We start from the raw sequence: 22,539 nt of genomic DNA on the forward strand, positions 1-22,539 counted from the left end.
ATCAAGGCCCTGCTTTCTCAACTTTTTTAAGTCTACATTTTCCAATGTAATTTTATATTTTTAGATATGTTTCACCAGTGTTTCTAAATCACCAGGCAAATTTGCTACTAATTCTAAGGGATTATTGTCTCTTATTGTATTAAATTTTAATTTATATGCATGAAGAGCTTGTCTTCCTATAACATCACTTTCACTTCCATACAAAGTATCACCTATTATAGTATGACCCATATGTTTCATATGAACCCTTATTTGATGTGTTCTTCCAGTCTCAAGTATTACTCTAACTGCTGACATATCTTTATTTGAAGCTAAAACTTTATAATGAGTAATAGCCCTTTGACCATCTTCCATAACACATCTCATTAGGGAGTCCTCAGATGGCCTTCCTATAGGAGCATCTATAGTTCCTTCACCTTCAAACTCACCTTCTACAATTGCTATATAAGTTTTTTCTATACTATCACTAATCATTTTCTTAGCCATAGCCATATGAGCATACTGACTTTTCGCAATCACCACAAGACCAGATGTATCACGATCAAGTCTATTTACAAGCCTAATTATTGTGTCATCTCCTCTATTTCTAAAGTAATATGTTACTGCATTAGCTAGTGTTCCACTTTGATGGCTTCTTGTAGGGTGAACAACCATAAATGGAGGCTTATTAACAACTAATATATCCTCATCTTCATATACAACATCTATAGAAATGTTTTCAGGAGCTATATCCTGAGTTTCTCCTGATCCCATTTTCACTATAAGTTCATCACCCTCTTGTAGAATATACCTAGCTCTTTTAGCCTCTCTATTTACTATAACTCTTTGCTCCCTTAAAGACTTTCTTATAAGCCTTGATGAAAGACCAGCTTCGTCCTTTAAATAATCCGATAGCTTAATTCCCTCATGCTTTTTCTCTATATTAAACTTTAAACTACTCATGTTTACCTCTAGAACTTAAATACATCATTTTTTATTTTCTTAAAATAGTGTGGAAGTTGCATTGATATTGTTTTTCCTTCTAAGTGCTTTATACCCTCAGAACAATTTTTAAATATTATCTTATATGCAACTAGCATTTGATCCTCAATACCAAATCTATTTTTGAAGAAACTATTTATCTTTTTATCACCATACTTATGATCACCAACTAACGGTGCATCTAAGTGTGCTAAGTGTGCTCTTATTTGATGTGACTTACCTGTTATAAGGTCTACCTCAACCTGTGAAAATTGACCTACAGTATCTATTATCTTAACATCAGTTATAATTTCCTTTGAGTTCTTAACTTCATCATCAAAAACCCTTACCTTATTAGCCCTTCTATCTTTTTGTATATGCGCTATATGTCTGCCTTCCTTAGGTTTTCCAACAGTAAGTGCCATATAGTACTTCTTTAGATTTCCTTCTCTAATAGCCTCATTAATACTTTTTAATGCCTCATAATTCTTAGCAAAAATAACAAGGCCCTCAGTATTCTTATCTAGCCTATTGCAAGGTGATGGCGAGAATGTCTTCTCCTTTTCAGGGTCATAAACACCATTATCATAAAGGTATGCAATAACTTGACAAGTAAGAGTTGCCTCATCACCTTCATCTGGATGTGTAAGAACTCCTTTACCCTTCTTTACAACAAGGATACTTGAATCTTCATAGGCAATATCAAAATCATATTCTATATCCATAATCTTCTTTATGATTTTCTTATCTTCTTTCTTCTTGGTTTCTTCACCAACATGGAAATAAAACTGAAGAACATCTCCTTCATTAAGTATATATTTCTCACTTGACTTTAAGTTATTAACCTTTATTTCTTTCTTTCTAATTGCCTTATATATATTTCCTAGGGACATATCCTTTAGATATTTTCTTAAGAACTTATCTAGTCTCTGTCCTGCTTCATTTTGAGTTATAACGATTTCTTTCATATTATCATATTTAGTAAGAAGTCTTACTAAATCTCCTTTCTTTTCCCGCGTAAACTTTATTATATTTTCTTCCTTAAACTTGTTTTATATTTCATTATACTATAAAGTTTTGGAAACATAAAATGAGAGTTTTGATGAAAGCTAGCGTTCTTACAGTAGTTGCATAGCATAAACTTACTTTTAAAGCATAATAATCCATTTAAAGTTATGATTTTTTAATACATCTTTTATAAATATTATTATACTCAGTCCAATTAGATGATGAGTTATCTCTTTGTACACTTAAATAAAAAGCATTTATCTCTGCACTTGCTTTATCAGCATTATGAACTGCTATAGCCTCAAGTGTCATTGGAACCACTGGAGACCCCATATCCTTATTTCCATGGTGAGATAGTATTGCATGAATTATATCAAGTTCTATTTCTCTTGGGAAATCTTTAATTTCATTTATGCACTTTTGAATTAAGTTTGATCCTATTGTAATATGACCTAGCATCCTTCCCACTTCAGTATATTTATTTTCTGGAAAATCAGAAAGCTCATATACCTTTCCAACATCATGTAATAGTGCTGCTGTTACTGCTATATCATACTTTATAGAATAACCCATTTTACAAAAGCTAATTGTATTCTTAGCAACTTCCAGTGAATGTTCAGCAAGTCCTCTTACATAGGCATGATGAATCTCTACCCCTGCAGACTTTTTATAAAATGATTCTTTTACTTCAGGCACATCAAATACTTTATTGATAAGTTCTAAAATATATTTATCTTCTATTGTTGATATTATATCTTCTATTTCTTTTCTCAGTATTGATTCACTTTTAGAGCAAAAAGGCAATAATTCATTTCTTAAAGAAGCATCAACTTCCTCTAAAACACTAATTTCATTTATATGGATTTGTATTAATCCTTTAAAATCCTTTGCCATTCCTGTTATTTTTACAATGTCACCTGGTATAATACATTCATACTTTTCATCTCCACTCCAAATCTTTGCATCATAGGTTTTTATCCCTCTGCTTATTTGTAGTGTATAGTATTCCTTTGAATTTTGTCCTATCTTTTTTGATATTTGTCTTACAATAAAGACTAAATTATCTATCTTAGTATTAAGATTTAAGTCTAACATATTATCACCCCAAAACAATTAGTCAATTCTACTACATAATTTTTCCGTTATATTTATAATTTATTCCACCAAATACAATGATACTATATAAATTAATTTTTTAGAAATATAATTATACAAAATAATGCCTTTTATAATAATTAAAACCTATACTAGGTACTATTTTAGTATAGGTTTTATAATATTAAATATTCTATTTACTTTTTATCTTTATATACTTCGTATACTTTTCCTATTAGTGAACATGGTGCTATAATATCTATTTCTTCCTTTTCTGACTTTTTCTCAGTTCTGTGGTAAGAAGCATAGTACATTGGTATCATTTAATATTTCCTCCCTTAAATTTATAATTAATAATATCATAATATTTAAAAGCTCTATAATTGTGCTAAAGTAAATTTCTGTCTTTTGAGCATCCTAATTATAATATAATCTTTTAGTGTTTAAAAACTTTATTTAAATTAATTATCACTTTAGATGTCCTTGTATATCCTTTTATCTCTTAGTATATGGTATTTTCACAATTAAATTCGTTTTAATAGATTGTTTACATATGAATTCGAATATACCTTTGGTAAATATATACAAATAATTGTAATTCATGCTACAAAGGTAATATCATTGTATTTCTACAAATATTTTCTCAAGTATTGAGATATTTGTAAAACTAAAAAAGCCCTCTTAACAAGATTCCTTGCTTAAGAGAACTTTTTAATATAATACCATATATTTTTACTTAAACTTCAATATGGTTTGAATTTTCTAAATATTATTTGACTTTTTTTTACTTAAATGGTATATTATGAGTGATAATTTTTTTTGAGAGTAACTCCATATTCTCTCATTCCCCATGCCTAGTAATAATTCTAGGCTTTTTTTATGCAATTATATCAGTAATTGATATATTTAAATATTTTAACAGATCTACTTCCACAGGAGATATTTTTTCTCCTGATCCATTTGTCACCAATCTAACTATAGGTCTATCAGGAAACCCCTTATTGTGACCAATAACAAATCCTTTTAGTCCATTATTTAGCATTACCTCAATTCCTAAAGGATACATTGAAAAGTTTTTTTGAAATATTTTTACAAGCTCTTCATCTAGCAACTTACCACTATTCATCATTATAATTTCATAGGCTTCATTTGCAGGAAATCCCTTACGATATACTCTATCACTAATTAATGCATCATAAACATCACTTATACATGCTATTTTAGCGTAGGCAGATATCTTATCTCCCTTTACTGCATATGGATATCCAGTACCATCTATTCTCTCATGATGCTGAAGTACTATGCTTTTTGCTCTTTCACTAATTCTATCAACCTTTTGAAGAATTTCGTACCCATATTCAGGATGTCTTTTCATCTCTTGGAATTCTTCATCTGTTAACTTACCATCTTTATTCAATATATTATGAGGAATTCTCATCTTGCCTATATCGTGTAAGATTGTTCCAATACCTAAATCTACAAGCATGTTTTTTGTAAATCCCTTTTCTAAACCAAAATAAAGACCTATAACAGCAGAATTTAAACAGTGCATAAATGTATAATTATCATAGGTTTTTAGTTCTGTAAGATGGATTGATGTAATTTCTCTATTGCAGGTTAGGTAATCTACCATATCCTCAACAACATTTATCGTTTCCTTCACTTTAAAATTATTTGAGCTTTGTACCTTTGAAAAAACATTAGAAATAGATTTTATCGCTTCTGCTTTTAATTGTACAAATTTTGAATCCTCAGGCTCTATATCCTCAAGATTACTATCCTTTACATATATATAATTCAGACCCATTATCTCAAGTCTTTTTATAAACCTTTCATTTAGTTTTACCCCTGCGTTTAACAAAATATTACCTTCGCTACTTATAATACTTTGTGCAAGTTCTTCTCCAGGGATTACTCTAGATAACCTAACAAGTCTCATTGTGCACCTCATTTAACTTCATTAAAGTATAATAAATAATATATCTATACTAATTTTACCTTAATTTACAATATAAATCAAAAATATTATAGTATTTTTTGATAATTCATACTACAATATGTTATATTCTAACATATTATATGTAATTTCATATTATTTTAACTGAAATAATACATTATATTTATCGATGTACTATAATATATATGTAATATATAGGAGGTGGCTAAAATTGTTTATTGGTTCATTTAAAGTATTTTTTAAAAATCTAAAACTAATTGTTCCATTTATTATTTATGTAGTTTTATTTTCAATTCCATATTTTATTATAGGTAAAACTACAACTGACTTTGACCCTTTTACAGGAGTAGACCTGAATAATTCAATATCATTTTTTTATGGTCTAATAATTGGTCTAATAATTTTCATTTTATTATCAGTTATATTAGGTATCATAATACAATGTTGGACTGTTCATATGTCTGTATTTGCTGTAAAAAATGAAAACTATACTCTACTTGACTCACTAAAGAAATCTTTTAAGTACTTTTGGAGAATTCTTGGACTATCTGCAATTCAGTTTTCAATTACAGCATTAGTTGGGTTTTTCGCATTTGCTACATTTAGTTTAGTCGTAGCTGGTGAGGCCCTGGGAACATCATCATATTTTTTACCGATAATATTTGGGGTATTAATAGTAGCACTAATAATATTTTTTACAGTAACACTTTCCCCTATTACCTGTGTAATAATTAATGACGATTTATCACTTGATAGAGGATTCTCTATTGGATTTAAGCTTGGTCTAAATAAGTTCTTTAAAATCCTTGGTTTTTATGCTTTGATTATAATCATAATATCCCTAGTATACTATCCATATTTAATCGCTATAGATAGCTATGATTATACAATAACAACATCTATTCTTGATATAATAATACAAATTATCTCTTATATTCTTGTTATAATATTAAATATATATATCATTAAATTATATAATAATTCTAAGATTGATAACGTAAGCAAAGATACTTCATCTAAAACAGATACACTACTTGAAACTAGTGATTTTTCAAAGGAATCTGAAAATATAAGTACTATGAAAAACAACTCTGAATCAGAAGAATAATATCTTATAAGCTTAGAGTATATAATAAGTTATATATTCTAAGCTTCTTTTATTTATTATATCTATCATCAACCTCTCCCACATGCTTATATATTTTGGTATTATATATTTAGAAAGCAATAAGGAGGACATTAATTATGAAAGCAATGTATAAATTATGGCTAGATAATGATGGTAAGGTTTTTGGAAAAGGTCCTTTTATTCTTCTTACAGAAGTAGAAAAATGTGGTTCTCTATCTGAGGCTGCTAAAAATATCGGTATGTCATATAATAAGGCCCATAGTTTAATTAAATCAATAGAGAAAAAACTAGAAACTAAGCTTCTTATTAAGAAAATTGGAGGAGTTAACGGTGGCAGTTCAACTTTAACTCCAGAGGCAAAAAAACTTATGAATAGCTACTCTAATTTTACAAAAGATTGTGAAGAGTATATAGATAAATGCTATAAAGAACACTTTGATTTATAATTGAAATTTAATTCTAAAAAACTAGGATTTCATTTTATCTTTTAGTAAATACTAATATTAAGTATTTTCATGAAAGGTGGATTAATATGAAAAGATATCCTAGTTTTTTTATTTATACTTTTTTAACACTATTTTTATGTATTTCAGTGTTAAATACAGCTAATGCTAATACCTTATCATCACCACCTAAAATTTCCTTTAAAGAAATGCGATATGGTAATGACTATATCAATGTTAATATTAAGATTCCTATGCTTAGTTATAAAGACAATCTTGATGTAGAAAGAAGAATTAATACTATTCTTGAAGGGGATATTATTAGCTTTAAAAACCAAGTTGAAAATACAGCAAAAGAAGCATATGAGGAAAGCAAAAAAGACAAGTTTAACTTTATCCCATATGAAGCATTTGAAACCTATAAGGTTACTTATAATAATTCCAAAATATTAAGCATCCCTGTTACTTTTTACACATATACAGGCGGTGCCCATGGAAATACCATTCAAGAGCCCTATAACTTTGATCTTGAAACAGGTGAAAAATTAACTCTAAAGGATATTTTTATAGAAGGATCTAACTATAAAAATACTATAAAGGAAGTTATAAAATCTTCTATAGAAGAGAATCCTGATATTTATTTTGACGATGCTATAGCAACTGTTGATAAACTTCAAGATACTCAAAACTTTTATATTACAGATGATAATTTAGTTATATATTATGATTTATATGAACTTGCACCTTACTCATCTGGTATAAGAGAATTTTCAATTCCTTTATACACCTTCTCATCTGAGCTTAATTCTAAATATAGTCTTACAAAATAAATAATCTGGAAGGTTAACCTTCCAGATTATTTATATATATTATTGCAGTTTTATTCTATTTCCTCGGAAATATCTTGTTTTATATACTCATTCTGTCCTATTTCGTAAAAATTTCTACCCTTACAATCTATTACGACAATAACTGGAAGATTCTCAACATATAATCTTCTAATAGCCTCTGGACCTAAATCTTCATATGCCACTATTTCTGATGACTTCACACACTTTGATGTAAGTGCTGCTGCTCCTCCTATAGCTCCAAGATATACTGCACAATTTTTTTTCATATACTCTATAACTTCATCGTTTCTTATACCCTTTCCTATCATCCCCTTAAGTCCAAGGTCTAATAATTTTGGAGTATAAGAATCCATTCTATAGCTTGTAGTAGGACCTGCTGACCCTATAACCTGACCTTCTTTAGCAGGAGAAGGACCTACATAGTATATAGTTTCATCTGTAATATCAATTGGAAGACTCTCCCCCTTATCAAGAGATTCAAGCATCCTTTTGTGAGCTGCATCTCTCCCTGTATAAATATATCCTGTCAAAAGGATACTATCACCTGCTTTTAAGCTTTCTATTTTATCTCCTGTTAAAGGAGTAGTAACCTTAATACTCATTTTTTCCCCCTATATAATAATACTACTATGTCTTGTTGCATGACAGCTAATATTAACAGCTACTGGAAGACCTGCAATATGTGTTGGATAAACTTCTATATTAACTCCAAGTGCTGTAGTATATCCCCCAAATCCTTGTGGACCTATACCAAGTCTATTAATCTTTTGTAGCATTTCACTCTCTAGTTCTTTATAAAACTCTATATTATTACTTTCATCTATTGGTCTTAAAAGTGCTTTTTTTGAAAGAAGTGCTGCTTTTTCAAAGCTACCTCCTATCCCTACTCCTACTACTATTGGTGGACATGGATTAGGCCCTGCTTCTTTTACAACATTTGCTATAAACTCCTTAACACCATTTATACCCTCTGAAGGTTTAAGCATTTTTATTTGACTCATATTCTCACTTCCAAACCCTTTAGGCGCAACGGTTATCTTTATCTTATCTCCACTAACTATAGAATAATGAATAATAGCAGGCGTGTTATCACCTGTATTTTTTCTCTCTATTGGATCACCTACTACTGACTTTCTAAGATAGCCTTCACTATATCCCTGTCTTACACCTTCATTAATTGCATCCTCTAATAATCCACCTACTATATGAATATCTTGACCTAATTCTACAAAAACTATGGCCATACCCGTATCTTGACACATAGGCATTTGTTCATTAGACGCTATATCACTATTTTCAATAAGTATGTCTAAAATATCTTTTCCAAGCACACTTGTTTCTTTATTTTTAAAACTTTGAAATGCATTTTTTATATCAGGTGATATATTATAATTAGCATCTATACAAAGTTTTTTAACTTTTGATATTATCTCATCTATATGTATCTCTCTCATGCTATCCTCCTAATAAATTATATATTTCATTAAATTAAAATAAATATTATTTTTTCAAAAACTGTTTTACCCTAATTACAAACATAAACCTATAATATTATATCACTTTATAATATTGTAGGTTTATAGTTATGTATATTTATTTTTGGTAACATATATCTGAAAGTTCTAAGTCTACTGCTCCAATTTGATATTCATTTAAATTAAATTCCTCAATATTATCACTTAACTTATTTTTTGGTAGAGTTATAATAAATTCACTTCCAACATTAATTTCACTATGTACTTTTATGTTTCCACCATGTTGTTCTATAATTGACTTAGCTAGTGATAATCCTATTCCACTACCTTCATTTTCTCTAACATAACCATTACTAACTTGCCTAAATCTCTCAAATATTACATTTATCTTATCTTCACTCATACCTATTCCACTATCTTTAATTGAAATATTAACATTTTCCCCTGAGTTAATATTAACAAATACTTCTCCACCTTCGTGGGTAAATTTAATCGCATTGGATAGAATATTTAGGATTACCCTTTCCATTTTACTTGGATCCATTAAAATATGTATTTCTTCATCATTGGTATCAAAGGTTAAGTTTATGTCTTTATTTTCCATATAAGGAATCACTGAGTTAGTTATTTCCTCTACAAAGGATACTATATTGCATTTTTTCAATTGGATATCTTTAAACCCAGAATCTATTTTTGTTATATCTATAATATTATTAACAAGCCTTAATAATCTTAGTGCATTAAACCTGACTATTGTTAAATATTCATTTAATTTTCCGTTTTCATCATTAATATTCCCTTTATCCATTTGGAAGGATAATAATTGGAGTGCCCCAAGTATTACATTAAGAGGAGTTCTTAATTCATGAGAAACATCAGTAAAAAACTCTGTTTTCATTTTTTCACTTTTTATGGTTTTATCAAGCTCTTTATTTTTAGTATTTATTAATTCCTCAAGTTCTTTAACTTCTTTCCTAACTTCCATATCTCTAAATGCAAGTAGTACTCCCTTTTCACCATTAAATACAATAGGAGAGATATACATATCAACATCATATTCACTTAAATCTAAGGTTCTTATTTTTTCTCTATATACAATATTAGGTATGTTTCTAGAGTTAATTCCATTAACTATCTCTTCTATATTAAATGTTGATTCTGCAGATATAAATTCACTAAATCTTCTTCCAATGAACTCACTCCAGCACTCTCCACCTAAAAACTTAATTGCACTATAATTAATAAATCTTATTTTATTGTTAACATATATGCACATGCTATATGGCAAAAATTCAGATAGATGCTTATATATTTTAAGTTCATCTAATGTATTTTCATTTGAGTTCTCAAGATATGAAGAATAAAACCATATTAAAGTTACCCTATCTTCATTAATAGGGTCTTTTTTTATATCAACCTGATACCATGTCCCAGTAAAGTTTCCCACATAAACATATACAGTTTCTTCTGATATCATATTAGTTTTGATAATATTATCTATACATTCAAATAATCTTTTATAAGCAACTTCTGAAAATTTATTTATATTATTAGTTTTTAATATTAATCTATTTGAATCAATACTTATTTCTGAGTCTTGTCTAAATATTTCTTCAGCTTCTCCTAGTGATGAATATATATTGCCTTTTATATCAACTGAACATACAAACAGAGGTGTAATTTCGATTTTCTTACTATAGTTACTTAGATACTCACAGCTTTGCACCTTCACAACCTCCCTAGAAAATTTTTACTATTAATACATGTAATTCTATAAAATATTATACTTTCCTTTATTTTACTATAGAATTGCATTAAACTTCTAAAATTTTATATTCACTTAATATTTAAACCTTTTTAAAACACATAATATTCTAAGTACTCCTATAAAATACTTTTTTATTTACATAGACTTTTACAAAGATAAATAAAATAATGTTCAGTTTTGTCTACTTAAAACTAATAATACTACTCTTCTTAAATTTTAAATTATTACAAATTATCATTGTTAAAGTAAAAAAATAAAAAGTAGACTAAATAGACTACTTTTTACCAATGCCCCTCATTAAAAATTCAACTAAATTATCTAACACTTCTTCTATATCTATATCCTTATGTGTAATGTTATACACCACAGTAGAAGTCATTACTCCAAAAAAATTAAATGCAATAATTTCTATGTTATTTTTGTTTATAAAACTTTCATCAGCGGCTTCTAATAAATATCCTTCAAGTAATACAAAGTATTTTTTCAAGACTTCTCTTAAATGAGTTTGTCTATCTTCATCTCCCCACATCTGACTTAGTACAGTTTTAAAAAATGGTAAATAGGTTATAACCAATTTTAATTGTACTTCACAAACTTTTCTAAGTTTATCTGTTGGATCATCTAAATGCTTTGTCTTATCGTATAGCTCTTCTTTTATCATTTTTATACCTTCATCAATAATAAACTTAAAGATATCTTCTTTACTTTTAAAATGATAATAAAGTGTTCCCTTAGCTACTCCTGCTGCTTCAGCAATTTCATCCATTGTTGATTTATGATATCCCTTTTTTGAAAAAGATTTAATAGCTGCATCAAAAATAACCTTTTTTGTTTTATTCATATAATATCCACCTCTAAAAACCATTATGTATATTTACAAAATATTGTTAAAACAGTCAAACTATTCAGTATAAATATTTTAACACTTAATGTAGTTAAAATAAATACTTTTAAATAATCGAATTTTGGAAATGCTAATTATATAAATCAAAATGCTATATGAAAGGAGAATTTATATGAGATATCCCTTGATAAAAACATTACTTCATAAGATTATACTAATACTGTTATTTATTATAATACTTATTATTTCCTCAATTACAAATATTAATGCGAGCACAAAATTTTTACCTTCAATTTCTACTACATTAGATGAAGATAGGGAAACCGATGATATAGACTCTCCTAAGCTTGTAAATTCATCTAAAACAAGATATGTTTACTTAACATTTGATGATGGACCTGATCCTAAAATTACACCTAAAATTTTAGATACGCTAAAAAGTGAAAATGTAAAAGCAACTTTTTTTGTCATAGGAAAAAATGTTGATTATTATAAAAAAACATTTAAAAGAATTGTTAGTGATGGTCATACTATAGGACTTCATTCATATACACATAATTTATCTGAGGTTTATAAATCTGATGATGCCTTCATTAATGAAATGAAAAAAAGTGATAAACTTATTAAATCAATCACAGGAAAAACAACTTCAATTTTAAGGTTTCCAGGTGGAACATTCAAACGTATGACACCTAGCCTACTTAATAAGCTTCACCTAAATAACTACAAAATATATGATTGGCATTCATCAGTAGATGATGGTATGTATCCTAAAACTTCACCTGATAAACTAGTAAAAAATGCACTTTCTTATGGAACTAAAGGAAGGGATATAATTATTTTACTACACAGCAGACCTAATAACAAAACAACTGCTGAGGCACTTCCTAAACTAATAAAACACTATAAATCTCAAGGATATAGTTTTAAAACTTTATCCTCCAATACCCCTGAATATTACTTTTACTGCAAATAGTATGTCTTTTATTTTAATAATAAAAACCCTAATTATAATGCTTATTAATTCCCCTCATATATAAGCGCTATTTTAGGGTTTTTTATTTTTCGGCTTTAAATATCATATTTTAACTTTTAAAAATACACTTAAATATTTTTGTAACCAAACACCATACTTTGTCATAAATTGTTATTAGATTAAAAAACTTAGATAAAAATAAATGTAATTGTTGCAAATGTAAATGCAAATATTGTAACTAATACACCTATTGTAATCATTAATTAGCTTTTAATAGTTAGTCTATAGACTACTTGCCTTAAGATTAACTATTATAAATATATTTACAATCCTTATAGGATTGTAAACTGACCCTAGTGGTCTTTAAAATTTAAATTTAAACATCTTTAAAGGGGGTAATTTTATGTCAAAGAAATGTTGCTGTAAATCTCATTCTCACAAACTAGAATCATGCGGGTGCCCAACTCCTAGAATGTGCTGTGGAACTATGGCTGTACCAACAACTGCTTATAACATGGTATCTGTTCCACAAATGGTTTACGACAATGTTCCTGCTTCAGCGGTAGCAGGAGCTAACTTTAACCAATATCCTTCACATGTTGGCGGATATGGCGGACACGGTGGATATGATGAAGGCTGTGGTAGCGGTATCATCATAATCATAATCATACTACTTCTTTGCTGTGGAAATGGATTTGGTGGAAGCCATGGAGGACATGATGATGACTGTGGATTCGGTGATTCATCTTGCGGAAGTATCATAATCATTATAATCCTAATTCTTTGCTTCTGTGGTAACGGGTTCGGATATTAATTTATAGGGGGTTATCCCCCCTACATTTTAATAATTGTGAATTTGTATAATTTTTAAATTATATTATAAAGGAGGAGTTTTTATGTCATGCTGTAACTCAAATTTTGGTCACGGGTATCCTGTTCCTAGTCCTTATGTATCTCCAGCACAATACGATAGAGGTTATGGAAATTGTGGCTTTGGAGGCATTTGGATAATCATAATAATTTTACTTTTATGCTGTGACGGCTTTAATGGAATCGGCGGTAGACATGATGGATGCGACGATGGATTCAGTGGTATCTGGATAATCATCATTATCCTATTACTATGTGGCTGCGGAAGTGGATTTGGATACTAATTTATCCTAATCTAAAAATAAGCCTTACCTTAACTTTTGATAAAATTTCTAAGTCTTTTGGGGGAGGTTTTACTCCCCCTTTCTACATAATAACGAAAGGTAGGTGTAAAAATGGCTCAAAATCAATTTGATCCAAATATGTTAAATAATCTTTTATCTCAAATAGATCCTAATCAACTTGCCTCCCTATTAAATTCTCTACAGAATCAAGGAAGCAACGTGAAAAGTAAACCAGACGTTATAATAGAAATACCTGATGAAGATATAGAAACATCTTCCGAATCAACATATAACAATAATAGCTACAATAACTATAATCAACCCAAAGGCCAAAATACAAATTATTCCCCTAATAATATAGATTTGCAATCACTTTTATCAAGCCTTCAAAGTCAGATGTCTCAACAAAACCCTCAAGGAATGTACCAAAATCAAAACCCTCCTAATTTAAATTCCCTTATGTCTATGCTTATGGGAAATGGAGGACAATACCAAAACCAAATGTACCAAAATCCATATCCCCAAAGGCCTAACTTCCCTCCTCATATGGGTCCACAGAGAAATTCACAATTTCCTCTTGGTATGATGGGCAATATGATGGGTGGTATGCCAAATATTCTATCAATGCTCGGAGGTGGAGGAGGTATGGGGGGTCTTGGACAACTACCAAATCTAATGAGGGCTATGGGCGGCATGGGTGGTAGAAATCCAATGATGCAGATGCTTTCTAGGTTTATGGGAAGACGTTAATTAGTAGGCTATGTAGAGTTATCTGCATGGCTTATTAATCTTTACTATTTATCTAAACTTTTGTAACACATTTATCTCAAATGAATATTATAGTACTATAGTTTCTTTTTAGAAATTAAATGAGGTGATTTTAATGAGCCGTTACTATGAATGCGACAATATACTGAATAACTGTTGTGATAAATATAAAAAAAAATGTCATAGAAGTAAAAAGCATAAAAGAAGAGATGACAGAGAATATTGCAATCCTGCTCAATATAGTTATGATACATTTGGATCTTATAACCAATATTCAAACTCATGCTCACCTTCTTATAATTCAGGCTCATATGATAATATCCTAGTTCTACTATTAATAATATTGCTTTTATGTAGTAGTAATTGCACTCCATGCTGTGAAGAGTAATTTAAAGGAGGAGACTTATGTCAAAGAAAAAAAGAGATAGGGATAAAGACAGAGATAGAGATAGAGACCATGATAGAGATAACTACCCAAATCAAAACCAGAACATACCATACGGCTACTATCCAAACATGCAAAACCAAAACTATAACCCAAACATACAAAATATGAACTATAATCCAAATTACAACCCAAACTATAATCCAAACTTTAATCCAAATATGCAAGGACAAAACTTCAACCAAAATCCTCAACCTCAGGCAGATTTAAACACATTAATGGGAATGTTAAATAATATTGATGTAAACCAGCTTGTTGGTATGTTATCCCAAATGAATACAAATCAGCAAAATCAAGGTGGTAATCAAGGAGTACCTATGAACCAAGCATTTGATATCTTAAATTCACTTAAATCATTTATGCCAGCTGATAAAATATCTATGGTAGAAAAGATACTAAACAATCTTAATTCCCAAGAAAAGAAATAATAATAAGGCTACTTGTAGTTTTTCTGCAAGTAGCCTTACTTTATATAATTAATGTCTATGCAAATGTTTTCATATATAATAAAGCAATTAATGAAGTAAAATTAAATATCATATGATTAATAACCGCTGCCCTATAACCATGCTTTTCATATAGATAACAATTATAAATTCCAACAGAGAAGAACATGACTACTCCTGCAATATTATAATGTAAAAGAGTAAAAAGCAAGCTAGTTAATATAGCCGACATTACTTTCCACATTCTCTTTTTTAGTATCCTATAGAAGAGATGTCTAAATATGAATTCTTCAAGTATTGGTGCAGTAATAACCATCAGAACCATTAAATATATAGATTCCCCAAATGATGCATTTAGAAACTTGCCTACTACCTCTTGCTCCTCAACCTTAAATCCTAAAATAGGTAAAAGCACTAAAAACCAAAAACTTATTGCTGTTACTAATACTTTAAATATTAGAGACTTAATAATTATAAATAGTCTCTCTTTAGCCACAGTAATTGTAATTGCTCTATTACTGTGCTTAAAAGTAAAATCCTTTTTAGCCAATGGTCTTAGGTAGTATGCCTCTTCACTTTTGTTCCTATTTTTATATACATATAACAAATAGATAATCGAAATTAATGTTGGGAAAATATTATCTGTAAAAATAGTAATAACCATATATATAGCAAAAGCTATAACTAAAAATCTTTTTTGTTTCTTACTTTTTTTCTTTTTCATATTTGAAACTAATGCTGTCCATGGAGGTATACTTATTAGTAATATAAGTAATATATTTTTTAAATAATGGATAATTAGCATTTCTTTAACCATAAAACTCCCCTTTAAGTCCATATAAAGATAGGAGTCAATTGACTCCTATCTTTTACTCTATATTGCTGTAATCTTTAATAACTTCCCATAATTCATCTCTACCTTCCTTAGTCTGAGATGAAAAGTGTAGTAATATATCACTACTTGACATTTGTAGAGACTTTCTAATTTGTACTAGGCTTTTATTTCTGTGATTTCTAGTTAACTTATCCGCCTTAGTAGCAACTACAACCATTTGTGATCCTGTTGCCTTCATCCAATCGAACATTAACTTATCATCCTTTGTTGGTTCATGTCTAACATCAACTAAAAGTATAACCAACTTTAATTGTTCTCTGCTATTTAGGTATGCTTCAATCATACCTCCCCACTTGGCCTTCTCATCCTTAGCAACCTTTGCATATCCGTAACCTGGAAGATCCACTAGATATAGAGCATCGTTAACTCCAAAAAAGTTTATAACTCTTGTTTTCCCAGGAGTTGAACTAGTTCTTGCTAGTGATTTTCTATTAACTAATGAGTTTATAAGTGATGATTTACCTACATTTGATCTTCCTGCAAATGCTACCTCTGGAAGTCCTGTTTCTGGATACTGTGAAGGAGATACTGCTGTTGCATAAATATCTGATTTTTTAATTATCATTTAATTCACCTCTAAGTGCAGTATTTAATACTACATCTACTTTCTCTGCAAATACAAAGTTTATATCTTGTCTTATATATTCTGGTACTTTGTCTATATCTTTTCTATTCTCTTCTGGTAATATTATTGTCTTTATTCCAGCTCTATATGCAGATAGGGATTTTTCTTTTACCCCTCCGATAGCTAGTACATTTCCTGTTAATGTAACTTCACCTGTCATGGCTATATCTCCTCTAACAGGATTTTTTGATAGTGCTGAAACAATTGCTGTCACCATTGTTACACCCGCTGATGGCCCATCTTTAGGCACAGCGCCTTCTGGAGCATGAATATGAATATCATACTTTTTATAAAACTCTTCATCTATTCCATACTTATCTGAATTTGCTCTTACATAGCTATATGCTATTTTAGCAGACTCCTTCATAACATCTCCTAGTTTTCCTGTAAGTTCAAGCTTTCCTGTTCCCTTCATAATTGCAACCTCAACTGGAAGTGTATCACCTCCATACTGAGTCCATGCAAGTCCCATAACAACTCCAACTTTATCTTTTAGACCACCTTCCTTATACTTAAATATTGAAGGCCCTAAATAATCTACAACGTCTTTACCTTCTATAATTATCTTAAGGTTTTCATCCTCTGCAAATTTTACAGCAGTTTTTCTACATACTTTTGCTATTTGCCTTTGCAGATTTCTAACCCCAGACTCTCTAGTGTAGTCTGAAACTATTAACTTAAGTGCATCATCTGTTATCTTTAATGCATCTTTCTTGATTCCATGTTCCTGAGCCTGCTTACTTACTAAATATTCTCTAGCAATAGCCTTTTTTTCAATGTCTGTATATCCTGACACCTCAATTATTTCCATTCTATCACGTAATGGTCTAGGTATAGTATCAAGAGTATTAGCTGTAGTTATAAAAAATACCTTAGATAAGTCATACTCTAACTCTAGATAATGATCCTTAAATGTCTTATTTTGCTCAGGATCTAGTACTTCAAGCATAGCGCTGGCAGGATCTCCTTTATAATCAGAACCCATTTTATCTATTTCATCTAGTAAGAATACAGGGTTTACTACCCCTACATCTAGCATACTAGAAATAACCCTACCTGGAATAGCACCTACATATGTTCTTCTATGCCCTCTTATTTCAGCTTCATCTTTAACTCCGCCTAAAGACATCCTAACGAACTTTCTATTCATAGAAGCTGCTATTGAACTAGCAATAGAAGTTTTACCAACCCCTGGAGGTCCAACTAAACAAATTATAGGCCCCTTTAGTCCGTTGTTTAATTTTCTAACTGCTACATATTCAAGTATTCTTTCTTTAACATCTTCTAATCCATAATGACTCTTTTCAAGTATATCCTTAACCTTTTCTAAATTATAATTGTCTTTAGATGACTTCTTCCATGGAACTTTAAAAACTGTGTCTATATAGGTCCTTATATTCGCACCTTCACCTGATAAACTATCAACCTTTTCAAGTTTTTTAATTTCAGAATTTAATTTATCTGCTACATGATTTGGTAACTTAAGTTCCTTTATTTTATCTCTATATTTCTCGATCTCTGTAATTATATCTTCTTTGTCACCAAGTTCTTCCTGTATCACTCTTATTTGTTGCTTAAGATAATACTCTTTTTGGTGCTTTTCCATTTTTTCATTTGTTTTCTTAGCAATACTTTTTTCAAGTTTAATTATCTTTAACTCATCTTCAAGGAGCTCTATAAGCAACTCTATTCTCTCCTTTAAAGACTTTTTGTTAAGAATAGATGATTGCATATGTGGTAATGTTATAAGCTTTGATGCAACTAAGTATGTGTACTTTTGTATATCTTCAAAACTTATAAGTCTTATAGATGACACATCATCAACTGGAACCTTTACATCTTTAACATATCTTACAAAAAGCTTTCTTAGTACCCTTGCTATTGCCTTAACTTCATCTAAGTCATCATATTTTTCCTCTGGAATAGCAATTAAAGCTTCATAATAAGGTTCAATTCTTAAAAACTGGTCTAATTCTCCCTTATAGATCCCTTCTACTAAAACTCTAACTACTCCATTTTGAAGTTTTAAAACCTGCTTTACCCTAGAAACTGTTCCGGATAATTCTAAGTCATCTTTAGTAGGCTCCTCTATTGCTGGGTTAAACTGTGAAACTAAGAAAATAAGTTTATCATTTTTCATTGCACTTTCTAATGCTGCAAGTGACTTTTCTCGTCCAACATCAAAATGAACTGTATTACCTGGAAACACTACCATTCCTCTTATAGGTATTAGTGTTGCTACTTCTCTTTTATAGTCTTTATATATATCTAATTTTTTAGAATACTTTTCTTCTAAAAACTCAGAAATCTTCTCTTTATTACCTTCTTTAAGAAGGTTTTCTAAATCCTTTATATCAATATCTTGTATTTTTTCATCTTTTCTTTCGCTCATATTTTCAACTCCTATTTATTCAGAGAACGGAAATTTAGATAACTCTTACTATTATACCCTATAATATTAGAGGGTTTCAACTTTGTATATTTTAACATAACTTCATAATAAAAAAAAAAGTACTAAGTATAAATTTTATACTTAGTACTAAAAAGATATATTTATTTTTAATTAAAACTCTCTGCACTTAATATCTTTTCTTCTTTTTGATCCGTTGTATTACTTAAAGATGCATCTATTATAGAATGCTTTATAACCTCTTCAACCTTTTCAACAGGTATTACTTCAATATCATAGTTTTTAAATGTCTCTTGATAATTATCCCTCGGAATCAATACCTTTTTAGCACCTGCTTTTTTAGCTGCCTCTATTTTTGCAGCTATTCCTCCAACAGGTTTAACATATCCTCTAATAGAAACTTCACCTGTCATAGCAACCTCATTGTTTACTGGAACTTTTCTAATTGCACTATAAATAGCAGTTGCTATTGTTATACCAGCAGAAGGACCATCTACAGGAATTCCTCCTGGGAAATTAATATGTATATCATACTTATTAGTATCTATTCCAAGGTATTTTCTAGATACCGTTAAAACATTTTCAACTGATGCTCTTGATGTACTTTTTCTTTTTACTTTTCTATATTGTGATCCTGTTTCTTCTTCTTCTACTATTCCCGTAATTGTTAACGCTCCCTTTTCGAACTTAGCTTCTGTAACTATTGCTTCAACCTCAAGTACAGTACCCATATTCGGGCCATATACTGCAAGTCCGTTAACATATCCAACCTGAGGTCTTGATTCGATTTTTCTTTCAGGTCTTGGGTTATACTGTCCACTTTCAATTACCCATTCTATATCTTCCTCTGTAATAGTATCTCTATTCTCATTTACAGCAATACCACCTGCTATTTGAACAATATTAACTGTTTCACGTCCATTTGTAGCGTATCTACTTATTTTATCTATAGATTCTTTTTCGATTTTAAAACCGCCTTTATTAGATGCGTTTTCAGCAATAGATTTAATTTCATCTGGGCTTAAAGGCCTAAAAAATATCTCAACACACCTTGACCTAATAGCCGGTGGAATTTCTTCTGGAGTTCTTGTTGTAGCACCTATAAGCCTAAAGTCAGCTGGTAAGCCATTTTCAAAAATATCCTTTACATGCTGTGGAATCTTAGGATCTTCTGAACTATAATATGCACTTTCAAGAAACACTTTTCTATCCTCAAGTACCTTAAGGAGCTTGTTAATCTGCATAGGATGTAATTCTCCTATTTCATCTAGAAAAAGTACTCCACCATTAGCCTTTGTAACTGCCCCAAGCTTTGGCTGGGGTACTCCTGCTTGACCCATAGCCCCTGCACCTTGATAAATAGGATCATGTACTGACCCTATAAGAGGGTCTGCAATTCCCCTATCATCAAATCTGATAGTTGTTGCATCTATCTCTATAAACTTTGATTCTTCTCTAAATGGAGAAATAGGATTGCCCTTTGCCTCTTCTAAAATAACCCTTGCTGCAGCGGTTTTACCTACCCCAGGAGGTCCATAGATTATAACATGTTGAGGATTAGGACCACAAATTGCAGCTCTTAGAGACTTAAGACCTCTTTCTTGTCCTACTATATCTTCAATACTAGAAGGTCTAGTCTTTTCAGCTAAAGGTTCTGTAAGACTCATCTCTCTCATTTTCCTAAGCTTTTCCATTTCCTTTTCACTTTCTCTTGTAACATAGGATTTATCACCCTTTTGATCTACTACCTTATTATAAAAATAGAAGAAAACTATAGCAGTAAATAAAATATTAGCAAATAGCAAAAATTTATAGCCATCCATTAATATACGCCTCCCTTCAAGTTATTTTTATTTTATCCATAGTAACTCTTTTTATACATTATAATGTAGCTTTTATATGATTCTAATATATGTGGAACTATTTACCGAATAGTTTCAAAAAAGAAAAAAAGAAGAAGCAAATGCTTCTTCTTTTATGATACTATTTCATTATCATCTTCAGCTCTTTTTGTAACTTTTTTAACTGGTGCCTTCTTAGATATTTTCTTTGATTCACCAATTACTAGTTCCGGAAGAGCATTGTTCTCAACAGTGTCCTTAGTTATACGGCATTTTTCTACATCTTCCCTTGAAGGAATATCATACATAACATCAATCATTATGTCTTCTAGAATAGCCCTAAGTCCTCTTGCTCCTGTTTTTCTTTGCAGTGCTTCTTTAGCTATAAGATCAAGTGCTTCATCTTCAAATTCAAGTTCAACACCGTCCATATCAAGTAGCTTCTTGTACTGCTTAACAAGTGCATTTTTAGGTTCTGTAAGAATCTTTACTAATGATTCAACATCTAGTGAGTTTAAAGTTACAACTATAGGAAGTCTACCTATAAATTCTGGAATCATACCAAACTTTAAAAGATCTTCTGGCACTACAGTTCTAAGAAGTTCTCCGATATCCTTATCTTCTTTTCCCTTTATATCAGCGCCAAAGCCCATAGTTCCTTTTTGTGTTCTCTTCTCGATAATCTTTTCTACTCCATCAAATGCTCCACCACAAATAAATAGAATATTACTTGTATCTATTTGTATAAATTCTTGGTGTGGATGCTTTCTTCCACCTTGAGGTGGAACAGAAGCTGTTGTTCCTTCAAGTATCTTAAGTAATGCTTGTTGAACTCCTTCTCCTGATACATCTCTTGTTATAGATGGATTATCTGATTTTCTTGCAATCTTATCAATTTCATCTATATATATAATTCCTCTTTCAGCTCTCTCAACGTCATAATCTGCATTTTGAATAAGCTTTAAAAGAATATTCTCAACATCTTCACCTACATATCCTGCTTCTGTAAGAGTTGTTGCATCTGCAATTGCAAATGGAACATTAAGAAGTCTTGCAAGTGTTTGAGCAAGAAGTGTTTTCCCTGATCCAGTTGGTCCTAAAAGTAAGATGTTACTCTTTTGAAGCTCTACATCATCACCTTTTGCCTTCGGGGAATTAATTCTCTTATAGTGGTTATAAACAGCAACAGCTAAAGATTTTTTAGCATCTTTTTGACCTATAACATATTGATCTAAAAATTCTCTAATTTGTTGAGGTTTTGGAAGCTCAGTAAAATCCATATCGTGATCTACTTCAAGCTCCTCTGTTATAATTTCTGAGCAAAGCTCTATACATTCATCACAAATATAAACCCCAGGACCTGCTATAAGTCTTTTTACCTGTTCCTGTCCTTTTCCACAAAAGGAACATTTAAGTTGCTTTTTATCATCTAGTTTTGGCATCTTCACA

At 30.2% G+C, this 22,539-nt stretch carries 23 protein-coding genes; 9 read left to right on the forward strand and 14 right to left on the reverse strand.

What is annotated here, in order from left to right; translation table 11 throughout:
• Window positions 1–60: 60 nt before the first annotated feature.
• The 5 genes from CLCY_RS03460 to CLCY_RS03475 all read right to left on the reverse strand — a co-directional run bounded on the left by CLCY_RS03460 (window position 61) and on the right by CLCY_RS03475 (window position 5,002).
• Window positions 61–942: an RluA family pseudouridine synthase gene (locus CLCY_RS03460; protein ID WP_048569751.1), complete on the reverse strand. Its 882-nt coding sequence runs from the start codon at window positions 940–942 to the stop codon at window positions 61–63.
• Window positions 943–950: 8 nt separating this feature from the next.
• A complete protein-coding gene (locus tag CLCY_RS03465; protein ID WP_048569752.1) occupies window positions 951–1,928 on the reverse strand; it encodes an RluA family pseudouridine synthase in 978 nt (325 codons plus the stop codon).
• Between the two features lie 205 nt (window positions 1,929–2,133).
• Window positions 2,134–3,063 (reverse strand): 3'-5' exoribonuclease YhaM family protein, encoded by a 930-nt coding sequence (locus CLCY_RS03470; protein ID WP_048569753.1) that lies wholly within the window; start codon window positions 3,061–3,063, stop codon window positions 2,134–2,136.
• Between the two features lie 197 nt (window positions 3,064–3,260).
• The gene (locus CLCY_RS14045; RefSeq protein WP_278336141.1) at window positions 3,261–3,386 is read right to left on the reverse strand and encodes a hypothetical protein; all 126 of its coding nucleotides are present in this window, start codon (window positions 3,384–3,386) and stop codon (window positions 3,261–3,263) included.
• Window positions 3,387–3,940: 554 nt separating this feature from the next.
• Complete coding sequence (locus CLCY_RS03475) at window positions 3,941–5,002, reverse strand: HD-GYP domain-containing protein (protein ID WP_048569754.1); 1,062 nt, start codon at window positions 5,000–5,002, stop codon at window positions 3,941–3,943.
• Window positions 5,003–5,231: 229 nt separating this feature from the next.
• On the opposite strand from CLCY_RS03475, the gene CLCY_RS03480 reads away from it, so the two are divergent.
• The 3 genes from CLCY_RS03480 (at window position 5,232) to CLCY_RS03490 (ending at window position 7,422) form a co-directional block, all read left to right on the forward strand.
• On the forward strand, window positions 5,232–6,128 hold the full coding sequence (locus tag CLCY_RS03480; protein ID WP_048569755.1) for a hypothetical protein: 897 nt from the start codon (window positions 5,232–5,234) through the stop codon (window positions 6,126–6,128).
• A gap of 137 nt (window positions 6,129–6,265) precedes the next feature.
• Window positions 6,266–6,595 carry a winged helix-turn-helix domain-containing protein gene (locus CLCY_RS03485; protein ID WP_048569756.1) on the forward strand — a complete coding sequence of 110 codons (330 nt, stop codon included), beginning with the start codon at window positions 6,266–6,268 and terminating at the stop codon, window positions 6,593–6,595.
• 86 nt (window positions 6,596–6,681) lie between these two features.
• Window positions 6,682–7,422, forward strand: a complete 741-nt coding sequence (locus tag CLCY_RS03490) for a DUF3298 and DUF4163 domain-containing protein (RefSeq protein ID WP_048569757.1) — start codon at window positions 6,682–6,684, stop codon at window positions 7,420–7,422.
• Between the two features lie 50 nt (window positions 7,423–7,472).
• On the opposite strand, the gene CLCY_RS03495 is transcribed toward CLCY_RS03490, so the two are convergent.
• The 4 genes from CLCY_RS03495 to CLCY_RS03510 form a co-directional block, all read right to left on the reverse strand.
• Window positions 7,473–8,045 (reverse strand): Fe-S-containing hydro-lyase, encoded by a 573-nt coding sequence (locus CLCY_RS03495; protein ID WP_048569758.1) that lies wholly within the window; start codon window positions 8,043–8,045, stop codon window positions 7,473–7,475.
• 9 nt (window positions 8,046–8,054) lie between these two features.
• Window positions 8,055–8,897 carry a fumarate hydratase gene (locus tag CLCY_RS03500; RefSeq protein WP_048569759.1) on the reverse strand — a complete coding sequence of 281 codons (843 nt, stop codon included), beginning with the start codon at window positions 8,895–8,897 and terminating at the stop codon, window positions 8,055–8,057.
• A gap of 139 nt (window positions 8,898–9,036) precedes the next feature.
• Window positions 9,037–10,644 (reverse strand): sensor histidine kinase, encoded by a 1,608-nt coding sequence (locus CLCY_RS03505; protein ID WP_048569760.1) that lies wholly within the window; start codon window positions 10,642–10,644, stop codon window positions 9,037–9,039.
• 316 nt (window positions 10,645–10,960) lie between these two features.
• Window positions 10,961–11,527: a TetR/AcrR family transcriptional regulator gene (locus CLCY_RS03510; RefSeq protein WP_048569761.1), complete on the reverse strand. Its 567-nt coding sequence runs from the start codon at window positions 11,525–11,527 to the stop codon at window positions 10,961–10,963.
• Window positions 11,528–11,702: 175 nt separating this feature from the next.
• On the opposite strand from CLCY_RS03510, the gene CLCY_RS03515 reads away from it, so the two are divergent.
• From CLCY_RS03515 to CLCY_RS03535, 6 genes are all read left to right on the forward strand, one after another.
• A complete protein-coding gene (locus CLCY_RS03515; RefSeq protein ID WP_048569762.1) occupies window positions 11,703–12,506 on the forward strand; it encodes a polysaccharide deacetylase family protein in 804 nt (267 codons plus the stop codon).
• Between the two features lie 403 nt (window positions 12,507–12,909).
• Window positions 12,910–13,320 carry a DUF3309 family protein gene (locus CLCY_RS13440; RefSeq protein ID WP_048569763.1) on the forward strand — a complete coding sequence of 137 codons (411 nt, stop codon included), beginning with the start codon at window positions 12,910–12,912 and terminating at the stop codon, window positions 13,318–13,320.
• Between the two features lie 82 nt (window positions 13,321–13,402).
• A complete protein-coding gene (locus CLCY_RS13835; RefSeq protein WP_048569764.1) occupies window positions 13,403–13,660 on the forward strand; it encodes a hypothetical protein in 258 nt (85 codons plus the stop codon).
• Between the two features lie 111 nt (window positions 13,661–13,771).
• Window positions 13,772–14,410, forward strand: coding sequence for a hypothetical protein (locus tag CLCY_RS03530; RefSeq protein ID WP_048569765.1), 639 nt, complete (start codon window positions 13,772–13,774; stop codon window positions 14,408–14,410).
• A gap of 133 nt (window positions 14,411–14,543) precedes the next feature.
• Entirely contained in the window at window positions 14,544–14,816 is a 273-nt protein-coding gene (locus CLCY_RS13590; RefSeq protein ID WP_152668086.1) for a hypothetical protein, read from the forward strand.
• 17 nt (window positions 14,817–14,833) lie between these two features.
• On the forward strand, window positions 14,834–15,301 hold the full coding sequence (locus tag CLCY_RS03535) for a hypothetical protein (RefSeq protein WP_048569766.1): 468 nt from the start codon (window positions 14,834–14,836) through the stop codon (window positions 15,299–15,301).
• 55 nt (window positions 15,302–15,356) lie between these two features.
• Here the strand turns inward: CLCY_RS03535 and CLCY_RS03540 are convergent, their stop codons facing one another.
• The 5 genes from CLCY_RS03540 to clpX form a co-directional block, all read right to left on the reverse strand.
• Window positions 15,357–16,136, reverse strand: a complete 780-nt coding sequence (locus CLCY_RS03540; RefSeq protein ID WP_048569767.1) for a CPBP family intramembrane glutamic endopeptidase — start codon at window positions 16,134–16,136, stop codon at window positions 15,357–15,359.
• Window positions 16,137–16,188: 52 nt separating this feature from the next.
• Window positions 16,189–16,779: a ribosome biogenesis GTP-binding protein YihA/YsxC gene (yihA, locus tag CLCY_RS03545; RefSeq protein WP_048569768.1), complete on the reverse strand. Its 591-nt coding sequence runs from the start codon at window positions 16,777–16,779 to the stop codon at window positions 16,189–16,191.
• Window positions 16,769–19,231, reverse strand: a complete 2,463-nt coding sequence (gene lon / locus CLCY_RS03550) for an endopeptidase La (RefSeq protein WP_082141696.1) — start codon at window positions 19,229–19,231, stop codon at window positions 16,769–16,771. The genes yihA and lon overlap by 11 nt, the downstream gene beginning before the upstream one ends.
• A gap of 167 nt (window positions 19,232–19,398) precedes the next feature.
• Window positions 19,399–21,072 (reverse strand): ATP-dependent protease LonB, encoded by a 1,674-nt coding sequence (lonB, locus tag CLCY_RS03555; RefSeq protein ID WP_048569769.1) that lies wholly within the window; start codon window positions 21,070–21,072, stop codon window positions 19,399–19,401.
• Between the two features lie 152 nt (window positions 21,073–21,224).
• Complete coding sequence (gene clpX / locus CLCY_RS03560) at window positions 21,225–22,532, reverse strand: ATP-dependent Clp protease ATP-binding subunit ClpX (RefSeq protein WP_048569770.1); 1,308 nt, start codon at window positions 22,530–22,532, stop codon at window positions 21,225–21,227.
• Between the last annotated feature and the right edge of the window lie 7 nt (window positions 22,533–22,539).

It is taken from the genome of Clostridium cylindrosporum DSM 605 (assembly GCF_001047375.1).
GTDB lineage: Bacteria > Bacillota > Clostridia > Clostridiales > Caloramatoraceae > Clostridium_AB > Clostridium_AB cylindrosporum.

Excerpts from the sequence above, each read along its gene's own strand:
- CLCY_RS03460 (WP_048569751.1), bottom strand. The coding sequence starts at position 942 with ATGAGTAGTTTAAAGTTTAATATAGAGAAAAAGCATGAGGGAATTAAG.
- CLCY_RS03465 (WP_048569752.1), bottom strand. The coding sequence starts at position 1,928 with ATGAAAGAAATCGTTATAACTCAAAATGAAGCAGGACAGAGACTAGAT.
- CLCY_RS03470 (WP_048569753.1), bottom strand. The coding sequence starts at position 3,063 with ATGTTAGACTTAAATCTTAATACTAAGATAGATAATTTAGTCTTTATT.
- CLCY_RS14045 (WP_278336141.1), bottom strand. The coding sequence starts at position 3,386 with ATGATACCAATGTACTATGCTTCTTACCACAGAACTGAGAAAAAGTCA.
- CLCY_RS03475 (WP_048569754.1), bottom strand. The coding sequence starts at position 5,002 with ATGAGACTTGTTAGGTTATCTAGAGTAATCCCTGGAGAAGAACTTGCA.
- CLCY_RS03485 (WP_048569756.1), top strand. The coding sequence starts at position 6,266 with ATGAAAGCAATGTATAAATTATGGCTAGATAATGATGGTAAGGTTTTT.
- CLCY_RS03490 (WP_048569757.1), top strand. The coding sequence starts at position 6,682 with ATGAAAAGATATCCTAGTTTTTTTATTTATACTTTTTTAACACTATTT.
- CLCY_RS03495 (WP_048569758.1), bottom strand. The coding sequence starts at position 8,045 with ATGAGTATTAAGGTTACTACTCCTTTAACAGGAGATAAAATAGAAAGC.
- CLCY_RS03500 (WP_048569759.1), bottom strand. The coding sequence starts at position 8,897 with ATGAGAGAGATACATATAGATGAGATAATATCAAAAGTTAAAAAACTT.
- CLCY_RS03510 (WP_048569761.1), bottom strand. The coding sequence starts at position 11,527 with ATGAATAAAACAAAAAAGGTTATTTTTGATGCAGCTATTAAATCTTTT.
- CLCY_RS03515 (WP_048569762.1), top strand. The coding sequence starts at position 11,703 with ATGAGATATCCCTTGATAAAAACATTACTTCATAAGATTATACTAATA.
- CLCY_RS13440 (WP_048569763.1), top strand. The coding sequence starts at position 12,910 with ATGTCAAAGAAATGTTGCTGTAAATCTCATTCTCACAAACTAGAATCA.
- CLCY_RS13835 (WP_048569764.1), top strand. The coding sequence starts at position 13,403 with ATGTCATGCTGTAACTCAAATTTTGGTCACGGGTATCCTGTTCCTAGT.
- CLCY_RS03530 (WP_048569765.1), top strand. The coding sequence starts at position 13,772 with ATGGCTCAAAATCAATTTGATCCAAATATGTTAAATAATCTTTTATCT.
- CLCY_RS13590 (WP_152668086.1), top strand. The coding sequence starts at position 14,544 with ATGAGCCGTTACTATGAATGCGACAATATACTGAATAACTGTTGTGAT.
- CLCY_RS03535 (WP_048569766.1), top strand. The coding sequence starts at position 14,834 with ATGTCAAAGAAAAAAAGAGATAGGGATAAAGACAGAGATAGAGATAGA.
- CLCY_RS03540 (WP_048569767.1), bottom strand. The coding sequence starts at position 16,136 with ATGGTTAAAGAAATGCTAATTATCCATTATTTAAAAAATATATTACTT.
- yihA (WP_048569768.1), bottom strand. The coding sequence starts at position 16,779 with ATGATAATTAAAAAATCAGATATTTATGCAACAGCAGTATCTCCTTCA.
- lon (WP_082141696.1), bottom strand. The coding sequence starts at position 19,231 with ATGAGCGAAAGAAAAGATGAAAAAATACAAGATATTGATATAAAGGAT.
- lonB (WP_048569769.1), bottom strand. The coding sequence starts at position 21,072 with ATGGATGGCTATAAATTTTTGCTATTTGCTAATATTTTATTTACTGCT.
- clpX (WP_048569770.1), bottom strand. The coding sequence starts at position 22,532 with ATGCCAAAACTAGATGATAAAAAGCAACTTAAATGTTCCTTTTGTGGA.